This window comes from Streptomyces sp. NRRL S-87 (assembly GCF_000719335.1).
GTDB lineage: Bacteria > Actinomycetota > Actinomycetes > Streptomycetales > Streptomycetaceae > Streptomyces.
The window spans coordinates 96752-112142 of the sequence record NZ_JOGB01000005.1; the positions used below are offsets into that span (position 1 = coordinate 96752).

Annotated in this window: 13 protein-coding genes; 10 read left to right on the forward strand and 3 right to left on the reverse strand. The window is 76.2% G+C overall.

Annotated elements, in window-relative coordinates; translation table 11 throughout:
• Window positions 1–115 precede the first annotated feature (115 nt).
• The 3 genes from IF43_RS0104955 to IF43_RS0104965 all read left to right on the forward strand — a co-directional run bounded on the left by IF43_RS0104955 (window position 116) and on the right by IF43_RS0104965 (window position 2639).
• Window positions 116–787 carry a hypothetical protein gene (locus IF43_RS0104955; RefSeq protein ID WP_063753268.1) on the forward strand — a complete coding sequence of 224 codons (672 nt, stop codon included), beginning with the start codon at window positions 116–118 and terminating at the stop codon, window positions 785–787.
• A 48-nt stretch (window positions 788–835) separates the two neighbouring features.
• Complete coding sequence (locus IF43_RS0104960) at window positions 836–1831, forward strand: NAD-dependent epimerase/dehydratase family protein (RefSeq protein WP_030194314.1); 996 nt, start codon at window positions 836–838, stop codon at window positions 1829–1831.
• A 220-nt stretch (window positions 1832–2051) separates the two neighbouring features.
• Window positions 2052–2639: a TetR-like C-terminal domain-containing protein gene (locus IF43_RS0104965; protein WP_037887393.1), complete on the forward strand. Its 588-nt coding sequence runs from the start codon at window positions 2052–2054 to the stop codon at window positions 2637–2639.
• A gap of 319 nt (window positions 2640–2958) precedes the next feature.
• On the opposite strand, the gene IF43_RS0104970 is transcribed toward IF43_RS0104965, so the two are convergent.
• From IF43_RS0104970 to IF43_RS36065, 3 genes are all read right to left on the reverse strand, one after another.
• The gene (locus tag IF43_RS0104970; RefSeq protein ID WP_078909925.1) at window positions 2959–4464 is read right to left on the reverse strand and encodes a lipase maturation factor family protein; all 1506 of its coding nucleotides are present in this window, start codon (window positions 4462–4464) and stop codon (window positions 2959–2961) included.
• A 212-nt stretch (window positions 4465–4676) separates the two neighbouring features.
• Complete coding sequence (locus tag IF43_RS0104975) at window positions 4677–5204, reverse strand: DUF1990 family protein (protein WP_030194323.1); 528 nt, start codon at window positions 5202–5204, stop codon at window positions 4677–4679.
• Window positions 5201–6328 carry a YndJ family protein gene (locus IF43_RS36065; RefSeq protein WP_234331950.1) on the reverse strand — a complete coding sequence of 376 codons (1128 nt, stop codon included), beginning with the start codon at window positions 6326–6328 and terminating at the stop codon, window positions 5201–5203. Before IF43_RS36065 ends, IF43_RS0104975 begins: the two co-directional genes overlap by 4 nt.
• Window positions 6329–6506: 178 nt before the next feature.
• Between IF43_RS36065 and IF43_RS36070 the strand changes: the two genes are divergently transcribed.
• From IF43_RS36070 to IF43_RS0105015, 7 genes are all read left to right on the forward strand, one after another.
• Entirely contained in the window at window positions 6507–7886 is a 1380-nt protein-coding gene (locus tag IF43_RS36070) for a DUF6777 domain-containing protein (RefSeq protein ID WP_051794695.1), read from the forward strand.
• A gap of 39 nt (window positions 7887–7925) precedes the next feature.
• The gene (locus IF43_RS0104990) at window positions 7926–9971 is read left to right on the forward strand and encodes a SpoIIE family protein phosphatase (RefSeq protein ID WP_030194329.1); all 2046 of its coding nucleotides are present in this window, start codon (window positions 7926–7928) and stop codon (window positions 9969–9971) included.
• An 84-nt stretch (window positions 9972–10055) separates the two neighbouring features.
• A complete protein-coding gene (locus IF43_RS0104995) occupies window positions 10056–10916 on the forward strand; it encodes an Fpg/Nei family DNA glycosylase (RefSeq protein ID WP_030194332.1) in 861 nt (286 codons plus the stop codon).
• Window positions 10917–10935: 19 nt separating this feature from the next.
• Window positions 10936–11784: a LytTR family DNA-binding domain-containing protein gene (locus IF43_RS0105000; protein WP_030194335.1), complete on the forward strand. Its 849-nt coding sequence runs from the start codon at window positions 10936–10938 to the stop codon at window positions 11782–11784.
• Between the two features lie 84 nt (window positions 11785–11868).
• Window positions 11869–12246, forward strand: a complete 378-nt coding sequence (locus tag IF43_RS0105005) for a hypothetical protein (protein ID WP_037887425.1) — start codon at window positions 11869–11871, stop codon at window positions 12244–12246.
• Window positions 12243–14105 carry a cation acetate symporter gene (locus IF43_RS0105010; protein WP_078909926.1) on the forward strand — a complete coding sequence of 621 codons (1863 nt, stop codon included), beginning with the start codon at window positions 12243–12245 and terminating at the stop codon, window positions 14103–14105. The genes IF43_RS0105005 and IF43_RS0105010 overlap by 4 nt, the downstream gene beginning before the upstream one ends.
• Entirely contained in the window at window positions 14102–15328 is a 1227-nt protein-coding gene (locus IF43_RS0105015) for a sensor histidine kinase (protein WP_030194343.1), read from the forward strand. The genes IF43_RS0105010 and IF43_RS0105015 overlap by 4 nt, the downstream gene beginning before the upstream one ends.
• The last annotated feature ends 63 nt before the right edge of the window (window positions 15329–15391 follow it).

Here is a 15391-nt window from a genome sequence, read left to right on the forward strand (position 1 = left end):
TCCGTTGCAGTGGCCGCGGGACCGCGGCCCCGTATCATCGGCGCAGCGCGGCAGGCCGAACGTCGGTCCGGGCGAGGGCCGTTGGCGGTTCGGCCGGGGCAGGGAGGAGCCATCCGTGGAGGCATTGGTCGTCGCCGTCATCGGCGTGTGCGGGACGCTGTGCGCGACGTGGATCGGCCAGCGCAGCGCGGAGCGCGCGACGGCAGCGGAGCGGAGCAGCGCGGAGCGGCTGCGCCGGCTCGACGAGAGCGCTCGTGCCGCGGAGCGCATGGCGGACCTGCGCCGGGGGAACTACATCGCCCTGAACCAGGCCGCGCGCCGCTACTTCGGCGTCCTCAACGACGCACTGCACGCGCTGCCGCCGGACCGGGGCGCGCCGGACCGGGGCGCGCCCGAGCCGGACGGGGCGGAGCAGGACGGGGCGGAGCAGGACGGGCCGGGTCCCGACGGGCCGGCCACCGAGCTGGACGAGGTACGGGGCGAGTACCGGGCCTGCTACGCGCAGGCGCAGATGGTGGTGCCGGACCCCGTGCTGGCGGTGGCGTCGGCGGTCAACCGCGAGCTCAACCAGGCGTACGGGATCGTCAAGCGCCTGCAGAGCGGCACGCAGCGGGAGTCCGACGGCCCGCAGCGGATCCGCGCCCACCTGGACGCGGCCCGTGACCGTCTGCACGAGCTGCGCCGGGAGATGCGCGCCGACCTCGGGGTCGCCGAGGTCACGTCCCCGCGACGGCCGCCCGACGCGGTGCGGGAGACGGCCCGTTCCGCCGAGGGCGATCTTCGCTGACCGCGATCGCGGGTTCCGGCGGCCCGGTCCCCGGGGCAGGCTGACCCCATGAAGCTGCTGATGCTGGGTGGGACCGAGTTCGTCGGCCGCGCCCTCACCGAGGAGGCGCTCGGGCGCGGTTGGGACGTCACGGTGTTCCACCGGGGCCGCCACGTCCCGCCCGCCGGGGTCCGTTCGCTGCACGGGGACCGCACCGCCCCCGGCGGGCTCGCGGCGCTGGCCCACGGGGAGTGGGACGCCGTCGTCGACACCTGGTCCGGGGCGCCGGTCGCGGTCCGGGACGCGGCCCGGCTGCTCGCCGGGCGCGCCGCCCACTGGACGTACGTTTCCAGCCGTTCCGTCTACCGGTACCCGACCCCCGCGGGCGCGGCCGAGGACGCCCCGGTCGTCGACTCCTCCCCGGACCTCGCCGAGGCCCCGTACGCCGAGGCCAAACGCGGCGGCGAACTCGCGGCCGAGGCGGCCTTCGGGCCGGACCGCACCCTGCTGGTGCGCGCCGGGCTGATCCTCGGGCCGTACGAGAACATCGGCCGGCTGCCCTGGTGGCTGGCCCGCGCCGCGCGCGGCGGCCCGGTCCTCGCCCCCGGCCCGCACGGGCTGCCGATCCAGTACGTCGACGTCCGCGACCTCGCGCGCTGGACCGCGGACGCCCTCGCGGCCCGGCTCGGCGGCCCGTACGACCTGGTCTCCCCGCCGGGCCACGCCACCATGGGCGCGCTGCTCGACGCCTGCGTCCGCACCACCGGTGACCGCGCCGAACTGTGCTGGACCGACCCGGAGACGGTGCTGGCCGCAGGCGTCGAGCCGTGGACGGACCTGCCGGTCTGGGTGCCCGCAGGGGCCGACCACGACGCCGTGCACGGCGCCGCCGTCGGGCGGGCGCTGGCCGCCGGGCTGCGCTGCCGGCCGGTGGCCGAGACGGTCGAGGACACCTGGGCCTGGCTGCGCTCCGTCGGCGGCACCGCGCCGCACCGCCCGGACCGACCGCCGGTCGGGCTCGATCCGCAGCGGGAGGCGGAGCTGCTGGCGGCCAGGGGGCGCTGAGGCCGGGCCGGGACCCTGCCGTCACCCGAGGCGCCGGCGCCCCGGCCCGCCGTGGCACCGACGCACGGGCCGGTCGTGCGGGGCCCGTCCGGCGGCCGGTCGTGCGGGGCCCGTCCGGCGGCGGGTCGTGCGGGGCCCGTCCGGCGGCGGGCCCGTCCGCGTGCGCGTGCGCGACGACGACGGACGCGGAGAGTGACGGGGCGTTGGATAGGATCCCGGCATGGCACCTCCGGATCCCTCCCGCCGCAATGAGCAGGCCCGCCAGGCCATCATCGCGGCGGCCTTCGACATCTGCGTCGAGCGCGGGTTCGCCGCCACCACCATCGAGGCCATCGCCGCCAGGGCCGGGGTCGGGAAGACCACCATCTACCGCTGGTGGCCCTCCAAGGCCGCGATCCTCCTCGAAGGCGTCGAGATCCACCGGGACGCCTCCGCCCGGTTCCCGGACAGCGGCGACATCATGGCCGACCTGGCCACCCAGACCGCCAACGCCATGGGGCTCTTCGAGAGCGACTTCGGCACCGTCTGGCGGGGGCTGATCGCCGCCGCGCAGTCGGAGGAGGTCGCCGCGCAGGGCGTGCGCCGCATCCTGCGCGGGTCCATCGACGAGTGCGTCGCCCGCCTCGCCAAGGCCCGCGACGCCGGCCAGATCCGCCAGGACCTGGACCTCGAGCTGGTCGTGGAGCTCGTCTACGGCCCGGTCTACCACACGTGGCTCCTGCGGACCCGGCCCGTACCGCCGGACTTCATGCGCACCGTGCTGGCCGCCCTCGAGCCCGCCCTGGTGCCCGCCGCCGACCGAGCCTGAGCGCTCGACCGAGATTGACATCGTGTTGCGCCTCCCTGCATAGTCGCAGCACAACGACACGAAACGAAGCGTTTCGTCAGTCGGGAAGCGCAGCTGCCCAGGACGTCCGGACCCGGGCGTCCTGCGTCCGCGCGCCGGTGCCGCAGCCCGCCGCACCGGCCGCAGCCCGCCGCACCGGCCGCCGCGGGCCGCACCGTGTGCCGCCGGACCCTCACGGGGGTGGGGTCCGGTGGCGCGCGACGTGCCACCGCCCGCCGGCCCCGGAGACCCTGCGGTGAACGGCCCGTCCGTACCCGGATGCCCGGACGCCGGGCGCCGCCTAGTACACGTCCTCGTCGTCGAACTCGGCATCGACCGCGGCGAGTTCCTCCGGCGTCGGCTCGTCCGCGCCGCCCGGCTCGCGCTCCGCGGCGAGCCGGGTCGGCGGCAGGAAGTCCCGCAGCAGCCGGCGGTCCCACCAGGCCCCGGTCTCGCGCCGCTCCTGCCACGTCGTGAACCGGTACCGGAACAGCCGCGCCCGCACGTACAGCGGCGGCGCGTCGGGGAACGGGTTGTGCCGCAGCAGCCGCAGCGTGTCCCGGTCGTTCACGAGCAGCCGGGTCACGAACGGGCCGAACCAGTCCCGCGTGTAGCCGGGGGACAGGGCGGCGAACCACATCAGCCAGTCCAGCCGCAGGTGGTACGGGGCGAACTGGCGCGGCATCCGCGTCACGTCACCCGGTTTGCCCTTGAACTCGTACGCCAGCCAGTGGCTGTCCCGCCGCGGCAGCGGGTCGGACGTCCCCTCGACCACGACCTCGTCGCGGATCCGGCCGACCGTGCCGAAGGCCCCGTACGTGTTGACCAGGTGCAGCGGGTCGAAGGAGCGGTTCATCACCTGGCGCCGGGAGAGCAGGTTGCGCGCGGGGTGGTAGCTCAGGACGAGGACCAGCGCGGTCAGCGCGCAGACCAGCACGACGTACCAGACCGGCGTCCCGCCGAAGTCGGCGCCCGTTCTCGCCGGCGCGCCCAACCACGTGAAGTCCACGGCCGAGACGGCGAGCGTGATCGTGATCCAGTTCAGCCAGGCGAAGTTCCCGGAGACCACCAGCCACAGCTGGGTGCCGATGATGGTCAGGGCCGCGACCGTGGCCACCGGCTGCGGGGTGAGGAGCAGCACCGGCACCAGCAGTTGCACGACGTGGTTGGCGGCGCACTCCACCCGGTGCAGCGACCTGGGCAGGTGGTGGAAGTACCAGCTGAGCGGGCCCGGCATGGGTTGGGTCTCGTGGTGGTAGTACAGGCAGGTCAGCCGGCGCCAGCACGGGTCCCCGCGCATCTTGATGAGCCCCGCGCCGAACTCCACCCGGAAGACCACCCAGCGCAGCAGCCACAGCACCAGCACCGGCGGCGCGACATCGGCGTTCCCCAGGAACACGGCCAGGAACCCGGCCTCCAGGAGCAGCGACTCCCAGCCGAAGGAGTACCAGGTCTGGCCGACGTTGACGATCGACAGGTACAGCGCCCACAACACCAGCCAGAGGCCCATCGCCGCGCCCAGCGGCACCGCGTCGGCCGCGCCGGCCGCCACGGCCGCGGCCAGCGCCGCCCCGGTCCAGGAGCAGCCGGCGAAGAGCCGGTCCGAGTAGCGCAGTTGGAACAGGCTCGGGGCGTGCCGGAACCGCACGTACGCCGTGTAGCGGGGGATCGGCAGCATGCCGTGCTCGCCGAGCAGCGCCCGGAACTGGAGGGCGGCGGCGGTGAAGGCGACGAGGTACAGCCCGGCCAGAGCCCGCTGGAAGACCAGTCGGCTCAGCCAGTAGCCGGGTGCCGAGAACCAGTCCATCGTCTCCAGTATCCGTCCGGATCCCGCCCCGGGCGCCCCGCCGCCGGCCCGCGGCCGGCGTCCCCCCGGGTCTCCGACCGGCCGACGCCCCCGCGCCCGCCCCCGCCTCAGCCCGCGCCGCGGCCGGCCCTGACGCCCGCCCGGCCCGCGCGCGCCCCGGCTCCACCCCCGTCGGAGCCGGTGCGCCCGCGCGCCGGGCGGGCGGGCGGGTGTCAGGCGGCCCCGGCGATCCGGCGCAGCCGCCGGCCGCACAGCCGGGCGAAGCGCATCTGGAGGAAGGGGACGACCGGGCCGGCGAGCCGGGTGTACCAGGTCGCGGGGCGGCTGAAGGCGGTCACCGTGAACCACACCGCTCCGTCCGCGTCCAACTCGACGACGAAGGACTCCTCGCCCCGCTCCGGATGCCCCGGCCGGGTGCCGTACGCGAACCCCATGAGGTCCCGCTCGTACGCCGCCCAGACCACCTCGCAGGGCACCGCGATGGCCAGCGGCCCGATGTCCAGGGCGTTGGCCAGCCGCACGCCCGGCTCGGCGCGCTCGCGGTCCGCCCGCACCCGCAGCCCGGCGGCGCGGTGCATGGCGAAGGTGGTGACGGCGGTGCCGGCCGCCTCGAACGCCGCCCGGCCCGTGCCGATCCGGGCGCGGTGGCGCAGGTGGTGGTAGCCGGCCGGGAGCGGGGTGCGCAGGGTGGCGCCGCGCTCGGGGTAGCTGAGGGTGTCGGCCTCGTGCGCCTGGTTCATGCCGTGGTCTCCTCGGTCCGTGCGGTGTGCGGGGCGTGCGCCGGCCGGGCGGTGGGCGCGGGGTGGCCGCCCCGGCCGCGGCCGGCCGTGTCCTCGGGGCGCCGGGCCGGTCCCGGCGGCCGCAGGGCGTCCGGTGCCGGGATCCGGTCCCCGTGCGGGGCGCGGTCCCGGCGCAGCCGGTGCCAGGCCAGGACCGAGCAGAGGGCGAAGCCGAGGGCGTTGCCCAGGCCGTGCGTGGCGGCCGTCCAGGTCAGGCTGAGGTGCGGCAGGCCGGTGGCCTCGCCGAGCGCCCAGCTCAGCGCCAGCACCATGGTGACCGGCAGGACCGCGGCCGAGACCCCCAGCAGGGCCCGGGTGAACCGGTCCGGCCCGCTGTCGCGCAGCTCTCGCCAGGTCAGCAGTGCGACCGTCCACATGCCCGCGGTCAGGACGAGCGCCCCCACCAGCTCCAACCAGTCGCCCGTGAAGTAGCCCGCGAGGACGACCAGGGTCCCGACCGGCACGCTGTACGCCGCGAAGCGCGCCCGCGGACCCGGGGCGACGGCCCGGCAGACCAGGCCCGCGACCAGGGCCGCGGTGAACCCGGCGAAGTGGAAGTGCGGCACGGTCAGCGCCAGGATGTCGAGGTCGAAGCCCCACAACCGGTACCCGGACCGCTCGGCCACCAGCGCGGTGCCCGCCACGGCGGGCGAGACCAGCGCGGTCAGCACCGCGATCTCGGCCGGCCCGAGGGACCGGGTGCGCACCCGTCGTACCGCCCGGCCGGCGGCGAGCGCCACGAGGGCGAGCGTGCCGAGGGCGTACACCGCGGCCAGGGCGGTGGCCGGGGCGCCGCGCGGCAGCCACGGGGCCGCGGCACCGGGCACCGCGACGAGCGGCCACCAGCGGGCGACGGTGCGCAGAGCGGCCGCCTCCCTCGACGCGCCGGCGCCGGTCGTCGCCCGCCGCCCGGCCACGGCACCCACCGGCCCCGAGGCGGCGGCCGCCCCCGAGGTGGCTGAAGCCCTTGACGTGGCCAAGGCCCCGGCCGGGACCGCCGGCTCGACCAGCCGCAGCCCGGCGGGCACGACGACCAGCATGCCGAGGGCCACCACCGGGTCGACCAGGTACGCGAGCACCGACATGGCATCCCCCTTGAACGCGTTCAATTCCTTGCGGCGGTGAGCCTACGCGCTTTCTTGAACGTGTTCAACACCCCCGGATGGGGGGCCCGTGCCCCCACTCGGACCCCTCCTGATTGCGACCGGAGGCCCGCCCCGGCACAAAAGGTGGGAAAGGGAGAACGGGCGCAGAGGAGTTCGCGTGCACGCACCGGTACGTCGCAAGACCCTCGCCGCATGTGCGGTGGCGGTGGGCCTCCTCGCCGCCGCCTGTTCGGAGGGCGAGTCGGGGGAGCCCGGCGCCGAGACGACCCAGGAGGTCCTCCTCCAGTCGGTCGCGGCAGCCGGGCCCGACCCCTTCACCCCCTCCTCCGCCACCACCACCGCGGTGCTGCCCTCCGTCCCGGGTGGCGGCCAGGCGGCCCCGCCGAACGCCACCGCAGCCCCGGGGGCGGCCCGGCCCCACAAGGCCCCCGGCGCCCCCGACCGGGGCCCCGCGCCGAAGGCGAAGCGCTCCGGAACCGCCCTGCGCAGCGTCAGCGGCGCCGTCCCCGGCCTGTACGGCGGCACGGAGCGGCGCGGCAGCTGCGACACCGAGCGCCAGGCGGAGTACCTGAGCGCCGACGCCGACAAGGCCAAGGCCTTCTCCCAGGCCGCCGGCATCGCCCAGGCCGAGCTCCCCGACTTCCTGCGCGGCCTCACCCCGGTGGTCCTGCGCGCCGACGCCCGGGTCACCAGCCACGGCTTCCGGGACGGCCGCCCCACGTCCTTCCAGGCCGTCCTCCAGGCCGGTACGGCCGTGCTCGTCGACGAGCACGGCCTCCCGCGGGTGCGCTGCGCCGCCGGCAACCCGCTCCTGCCGCCCGCCGCGGACCAGGACAAGACCGCGCACCAGGGCCGGCCCTGGCCCGGCTTCCAGCCCGACCAGGTCGTCGTCGTGCAGCCGACCACGCAGCTGATCAGCTCCTTCGTGATCGTCAACGTCGGCAACAACACCTGGATCGAGCGCAAGGCCGGCGACGACGGCGCCCAGGACCGCGCCCCCGACGTGCCGCCCGAGAACGACCCCGGCGGCCCGATCCCCGCCGACGCCCCCGCGCCCGTCGACACCCCGGCCCCGCTGCCCTCGGTGAACCCGGTCCCCGACGCGGGCACGGGCGCCGGCGACCCGTCCACCGGCACCTCCGGCGAGCGGCCCCCGGTCCCCGCCGGCCCCGACCCCGCCCGCCCGGACGCGCCGTCCGCGGTCCCGCCCGCCGCGCCGGGCGAAGCGCCGGCGTACCCCCCGCCGGGGGACCCGTTCGGCACCGACCCGTACGACCCGTCCGCCCCCGGTGACCCGTACGCACCGACGGACCCGTCCGCACCGACGGACCCGTCCGCACCGACGGACCCGTACGCCCAGACCGATCCGTTCGCGCCCGCGGACCCGTACCAGCCCGCGGACCCGTACCTGCCCGCGGACCCGTACCTGCCCGCCGACCCCTACGCCCCCGCCGACCCGGACGCCCCGTCCGCCCCGTACGGCGCGCCCCCGGACCCCTACGGCACCGAGCCGGGCGCCTACCTGGAGACGGCCTGAGCGGTCGTGGAGACGGACGAACAGTGTCATGGTGGACCGGTGCCGCCCACGGTATCGCTGCCGGACGACTGGCCCGCACACCCGGACCAGAGCCTCGCCCTGAACCGCATGGGCAGCTTCGACTGGGACCTCGCGACCGGGCAGATGCACCTGGACGAGGCCGGGCACGAGGTGTTCGACGTGCGGCCGGAGGAGTACGACGGACGGCCCGAGTCCCTCGCCCCGCGCGTGCCGCCCGCCGAGGCGACCCGCCTCGACGCCCTGGTCTCCAGCGCCCTCAAGAGCGGCACGGAGAGCTACGGCGCCTACTTCCGCATCCGCTGCCGCGACGGCCGGATGCGCTGGACCCACACCCAGGGCCGCGTCCTCCGGGACCCCGGGGGGCGGCCGTACCGGATCATCGGCATCGTCCGGGACGCCACCGAGGAGCTCAGCCACTCCGCGGAGCGCCTCGGGCTCGACGAGGAGCGCCGCCGCCAGACCTCGGTCGTCGAGGGGACCACCGCAGCCCTCGCGCACGCCCGCACCGTGCAGGACGTCATCGACGCCCTCAGCGACAGCCGGGGACTGGACCGCCTGGGCACCATGGGCATGGTGATGGGCCTGGTCGAGTCCGGCCGCATCCACCTCGTGGCCGAGGGGCCCGCGGGCAGCTACGTCCCGGGCACCCGTTGGACCCGCATCGACGAGGGCTACCCCATGAGCGAGGTGGTCCGCTCGCTCCAGCCGCGGTTCATCGAGTCCGCGCAGGAGTTCGCCGAGGGGTACCCGATCCTGTGGAACCAGATCGAGAACATGGAGATCTCGGCGGCCGCCTACCTGCCGCTGATCGCCCAGGCCCGCCCGATCGGCGCGATCGGCCTGCTCTACCAGGACAAGGACGGCTTCACCCAGGAGGAGCGCAACCTGCTCGTCGCGCTCGGCAGCAGCATCGCCCAGAGCCTCCAGCGCGCCATGCTGCTCGAACAGGAGCACGACCTCGCCGAGGGTCTCCAGCAGGCCATGCTGCCGCGCCGGATCCCCGCCGTCCCCGGCGCCCAGATCGCCGTCCGCTACCGCTCCGCCCGCATGGGCCGGGACATCGGCGGCGACTGGTACGACGTCATCCCGCTGCCCGGCGGCCGGGTCGGCGCCGTCATCGGCGACGTCCAGGGGCACGACACCCACGCCGCCGCGGTCATGGGCCAGCTGCGCATCGTGCTGCGCGCGTACGCCGCCGAGGGCCACACGCCCGCGACCGTCATGGCCCGCGCCTCCGTCTTCCTGCACGAGCTCGACACGGACCGCTTCGCCACCTGCACCTACGCCGAGGCCGACCTGACCACCGGTGTGCTGCAGATCGTGCGCGCCGGGCACATCGACCCCCTGCTGCGGGCCCCCAACGGCGACTGCCGACGGCTGTCCGTCGAGGGCGGCATGCCGCTCGGGCTGTCCGCCGAGTTCGGCCGCCTCGAGTACCCCGTGACCACCGTCGAACTCGACCCCGGCGAAACGCTCCTGATGTGCACCGACGGGCTGGTCGAGCAGCCCGGTGCCGACCTCGACGACGGGGTGCGGCTGCTCACGTCCCTCGTCCGGACCGGGCCCGGCGAACTGCACCGGCTCGCCGACCGGCTGTGCGAGGTCGTCGACGAGCGCGGCGGCGACGACGACATGGCCCTGCTCCTGCTGCGCCGCCGGTCCGAGGACGCCCCCCGCGGCGGCGGGCGGCTCCAGCAGCACGTGGCGCAGAGCGACCCGGAGGCCCTCGCCTCCGCCCGCCACATGATCGGCGCCGCCGTCCGGGCCTGGGGCGCCCGCGACCGCGTCGACGAGATCGAGCTCGTGGCGGACGAGCTGATGGTGAACGCCCTCATGCACACCGACGGTCCGGCGATCGTCACGCTGCGCGTGCTCACCGGCCCCGAACGCCGCCTGCGGGTGGAGGTGGAGGACGGCTCCAGCGCACTGCCGCGCCGCCGCGAGGCCGGCGAGTCCGGGGTGTCGGGGCGGGGCCTGATGCTGGTGGACCGCATCGCCGACGTGTGGGGCGTGGAGTCGCGGGGCAGCGGCAAGTGCGTGTGGTGCGAGTTCGTCGTGAGCTGACCGCACCGGGGCGGACCGGGGGAGACCGGAAGCGGAGCAGGAGGAGGCCGGGAAGGGACCGACGGGACCGAGAGGCGGAGGAACATGCCGGAACTGCCCGAGGTGGAAGCCCTCAAGGACTTCCTGAACGAGCACCTCACCGGGCGGGTCGTCACCCACGTCTGGCCCGCGGCGATCAGCGTGCTCAAGACCTACGACCCGCCCCCCTCGGCCCTCGAGGGGCAGCCGGCCGGCCGCACGGCCCGGTTCGGCAAGTTCCTCGCCCTCTCCGTCGGCGACCTCCACCTGGTCACGCACCTCGCCCGGGCCGGCTGGCTGCGCTGGCAGGACAGCCTGCCGGCCGCCCCGCCGAAGCCCGGAAAGGGCCCCCTCGCGCTGCGCGTCGCCCTCGACGACGGCGCCGGGTTCGACCTCACCGAGGCGGGCACGCAGAAGCGCCTCGCGGTGTACGTCGTCCACGACCCGGCCGAGGTGCCCGGCATCGCCCGGCTCGGCCCGGACCCGCTCGCGGAGGGCTTCGACGAGGCAGCGTTCGCCGCCCTCCTGGAGGGCGAGCGCCGGCAGATCAAGGGCGTCCTGCGCGACCAGAGCGTCATCGCCGGCATCGGGAACGCCTACAGCGACGAGATCCTGCACGCCGCCAGGACCTCCCCGTTCAAACTCGCGGCCGCGCTGACCCCCGAGGAGAAGAGCCGCCTGTACGCCGCGCTGGAGACCACCCTCGCCGAGGCCGTGGAGCGCTCCCGGGGGGTGGCCGCCGGACGCCTCAAGGCCGAGAAGAAGAGCGGCCTGCGCGTGCACGGCCGCACCGGTGAGCCCTGCCCGGTCTGCGGGGACACCGTCCGCGAGGTCTCCTTCGCCGACTCCTCCCTCCAGTACTGCCCCACCTGCCAGACCGGCGGTAGGCCACTGGCCGACCGCCGCCTCTCCCGCCTGCTGAAATAGGCCGTTTACACTGCGCGTCATGCTGCGCGCACTGGCCGTCGACGACGAGAAACCCGCCCTCGAGGAACTCCTCTACCTCCTGCGGGCCGACCCGAGGGTGCGCAGCGCCGAGGGCGCCACCGACGCGACGGGCGCGCTGCGCCGGATCGGCCGCGCGCTGGAGGCCGGCCCCGACGGCGAGGACGCCATCGACGTCGTGTTCCTCGACATCCACATGGCCGGGCTGACCGGACTCGACGTCGCCCGCCTGCTGTCCGGCTTCGCCCGGCCCCCGCACCTGGTGTTCGTCACCGCCCACGAGGGCTTCGCCGTCCAGGCCTTCGACCTCAAGGCGGTCGACTACGTCCTCAAGCCGGTGCGCCGCGAACGGCTGGCCGAAGCCGTCCGGCGGGTCTGCGACCAGGCGGCCCGCACGGCTCCCGCGGCCCCGGCGGGCCCCGCCCCGGCCGGGGTGGCCGAGACGGCCGAAGCGGGCGCGGCGACCGCGGGCGCCGTCGGGGCGGGCCCGTACCCGGTACCCGCCCGGCCGGCCGCGCCCGAGCAGATAGCCGTCGAACTCGGCGGCGTCACCCGCTTCGTGGCCGTGGCCGACATCGCGTACGCCGAGGCCCAGGGCGACTACGCCCGGCTCCACACCGCCACCGGCAGCCACCTGGTCCGCATCCCGCTGTCCACGCTGGAGGAGCGCTGGGCCCCGCGCGGGTTCGTCCGGATCCACCGCCGGCACCTGGTCTCCCTCGACCGCATCGACGAACTGCGCATGGACGCCGGGGCCGTGACCGTGCGGGTGGGCAGCGCCGAACTGTCCGTCAGCCGCCGGCACGCCCGCGAGCTGCGCGACCTGCTGCTGCGCCGGGCCCGGGGCTGACCGCCGGTGTCCGCCGAAACCCCCCGTCTGGAGCCCGCCCCCGGGTCCGCCCCGGCAGCCGACGTCCCTGCCCCCCGCCGCGAGGTGGTCACCGGCGTACCGCTCGCCGCCCGCCGCCGTGCCCCCGGCCGACCCACCCCGGCCCGCTCCGAGATCACCGAGCAGACCTCCCTCGGCGCCACGTACGTACGGGCCCTGATGCGCAGCCAGCTGCGCGCCGGCCTCGCGGCCCTGGCCGTCCTGGTGGTGCTCGTCGGCAGCCTCCCGCTGCTGTTCGCGCTCCCGCACACCCCCTCCGGCGCCGCCCCCGCGCCCCTGGTGTGGGCCGTGCTCGGCTGCGCCGTCTACCCCGTGCTCTGGCTGGTCGCCCGCTGGTACGTGCGCCGCGCCGAACGCAACGAGCGCGACTTCACCGGACTCGTCGCCGATCCGGCCGAGCGCGGCGAGGGCGGCCGCTGGTGAACCAGGGCTACGCCGTCGCCGCCGTCACCGCCGTGGTCCTCGCGACCCTCCTCGTCGGCGCCTACGGCCTGCGCATCTCCCGCACCACCTCCGACTTCTACGTGGCCTCCCGCACCGTCGGACCCCGCCTCAACGCGGCCGCCATCAGCGGCGAGTACCTCTCCGCCGCCTCCTTCCTCGGCATCGCCGGCCTCGTCCTGCTGCAGGGCCCCGAGATGCTCTGGTACCCGGTCGGCTACACCGCCGGCTACCTCGTCCTGCTGCTCCTGGTCGCCGCCCCGCTGCGCCGCTCGGGCGCGTACACGCTCGCCGACTTCGCCGAGGCCCGGCTGGAGTCCGCCGCCGTGCGCCGCCTGGCCGCGCTGTTCGTGGTCGGGACCGGCTGGCTCTACCTGCTGCCGCAGCTCCAGGGCGCCGGCCTGACCCTGCACATCATGACCGGCGCGCCCGACTGGCTCGGGGCCCTGGTGGTGGCCGTGGTGGTCACCGGCGCGGTGGCCGCGGGCGGCATGCGCAGCATCACCTTCGTGCAGGCCTTCCAGTACTGGCTCAAGCTCACCGCGCTCCTGGTGCCCGTCCTCTTCCTGCTCGCCGGCTGGCTCGGCGACGGCGCACCGCGCGCCCGGTTCGCCGAGCCGCCCGCCTTCCGCGAGCACGCCGCCGTCACCGTCGCGGACACCGTCCGGCTGGAGTTCGCCGAGCCGCTGCGGGTCACCGTGACGGGCCGGATCGACGGCCGCAGGTACGACGGCCGGCCCGCGGACCTCGCGCCCGGGACCCACACCGTGCGGGCCGGCACCACCCTGCGCTTCCCCGCCGGCGCCCCGGTGCCCGAGCGCGCCGCCCCGGCCGGCGCCGACGGCCCCCGCTGGTCGCAGGCGGCGGCCGGCAGCCGTGAGGAGCACCCCCTGTACGCCACGTACGGGCTGATCCTCGCGACCTTCCTCGGCACGATGGGCCTGCCGCACGTCGCGGTCCGCTTCTACACCAGTCCGCACGGCACCGCCGCCCGCCGCACCACCCTCGTCGTGCTCGGCCTGGTCGGTGCGTTCTACCTGCTGCCGCCCGTGTACGGGGCCCTCGGCCGGATCTACGCCCCCGAGCTCGCGCTCTCGGGCAACGCCGACGCCGCGGTGCTCGTCCTCCCGGAGCGGCTGGTCGGGGGCGTGGCGGGGGACCTGCTGGGCGCGCTGCTGGCGGGCGGGGCCTTCGCCGCCTTCCTCTCGACCGCCTCCGGGCTGACCATGGCGGTGGCGGGGGTGCTCACCCAGGAGGCCCTGCCCGGCCGCGGTGTGCGCCACTTCCGGCTGGCCACGCTGCCGGCCATGGGCGTGCCCCTGACACTGAGCGCGTTCGTCAGCAACGTGCCGGTCGCCGACGCGGTCGGCTGGGCCTTCGCCGTCTCGGCCTCCTCCTGCTGCCCGCTGCTGGTGCTGGGCATCTGGTGGCGCCGGCTGACGGCACCCGGTGCGGCCGCCGGGCTGCTGGTCGGCGGCGGGGCGGCCCTGGCGGCCGTGCTGGCCACCCGCGCCGGGGTGCCCGGCGCGGGCTGGGCGCACACCCTGCTGGCCTGGCCGGCGGTGTGGTCGGTGCCGCTGGGCTTCCTCACGATGGTGCTCGTCTCCCTCGCCACCCCGGGCCGGGTTCCGGCCGGGACCGCCGCCGTGCTGGCCCGGCTGCACCTGCCGGAGGAGCTGGCCGCGGGGGGTCCGGTGGCCGGCCGGACGGACGCCGGGCGCGGGGGCGCTCGTACGGACGCCGGGCGCGCGGGCGGCCGGACGGACCCCGGGCGCGCGGGCGGCCGGTCCGATCGTGCGGGCGCGCGGCGGAGCGGGTCACGGAAGCAGGGGGCGGCATGAGCGGGGACAGCGTGCTGGGCCTGGCACTGGCCGGGGCCGGCCTGCTGGCCACCGGCGTGGCGTTGGGCCGCTGCTGGGCCGCCCGGGGGGTGCGGCGCAGCGGTCCGGGCCTGGGCACCCCCGTCGAGCGGGCCACCTTCCACACCCTCCACACCGCCTCGCTGGCGGCGCCGCCGCTGCGCGGCGGGCTGACCGAGGACACCGCGCGCAAGGCCGTCCGCCGGCTGCGGCCGCTGCTGGGCACCGAGGCGCTGTGCCTGACCGACCTCGACGAGGTCCTCGCCTGGGACGGCCCGGGTGCCGGCCACCACCTCGGGGTGGTGATGGGCAAGGCGGCCCAGCCGCTCGCCTCCGGGCGGAGCCTGAGCGTGGAGACCGACTGCGCGCACCCCGGCTGTCCGCTGCGCTGGGCGGTGATCGCCCCGCTGACCGGCGAGGACGGGGTCGTAGGCGCCCTGGTGGCCTACGGATCGCGCGAGTCGGCGGTGCTGGTGCGGGCCGCGACCGAGGTGGCCCGCTGGGTGTCCGTCCAGCTGGAGCTGGCCGAGCTGGACCGCTCGCGGACGCGGCTGATCGAGGCCGAGATCAAGGCGCTGCGCGCCCAGATCTCCCCGCACTTCATCTTCAACTCGCTGGCGGCGATCGCCTCGTTCGTGCGCACGGATCCCGAGCGGGCCCGGGAGCTGCTGCTGGAGTTCGCCGACTTCACGCGCTACTCCTTCCGCAGCCACGGCGAGTTCACCCAGCTGGACGACGAACTGCGGTCCATCGAGCAGTACCTGGCCCTGGCCGGGGCCCGGTTCGGCGACCGGCTGACCGTCACGCTCCAGGTGGCGCCCGAGGTGCTGCCGGTGGCGCTGCCGTTCCTGTGCCTCCAGCCACTGGTGGAGAACGCCGTCAAGCACGGGCTGGGGGCCTCCGAGCGGGACTGCCGCATCACCATCGCCGCCCGCGACGCCGGTACCGAAGCCGTGGTGACCATCGAGGACAACGGCGTGGGCATGGAACCGGCCGTGCTCCGGGCGCTGCTGGCCGGCGAGGGGCCGGCTTCCTCCGGGATCGGGCTGTGCAACGTCGACGAGCGGCTGCGGCAGGTGTACGGGGACGCGTACGGCCTGGTGATCGAGACCGGCGTGGGCGCGGGCATGAAGGTCACCGTGCGGGTTCCCAAGTACCGCGTGGGCGTGCACCCTTCGGTGGCCGGGCCGTTCCCGGCCGGCTGAGCCGCGGTGCGCCGCCGCTGCCGCCCCGGCCGTTCCCCGGGCGGGGTCGACGCTGCCGCGTCC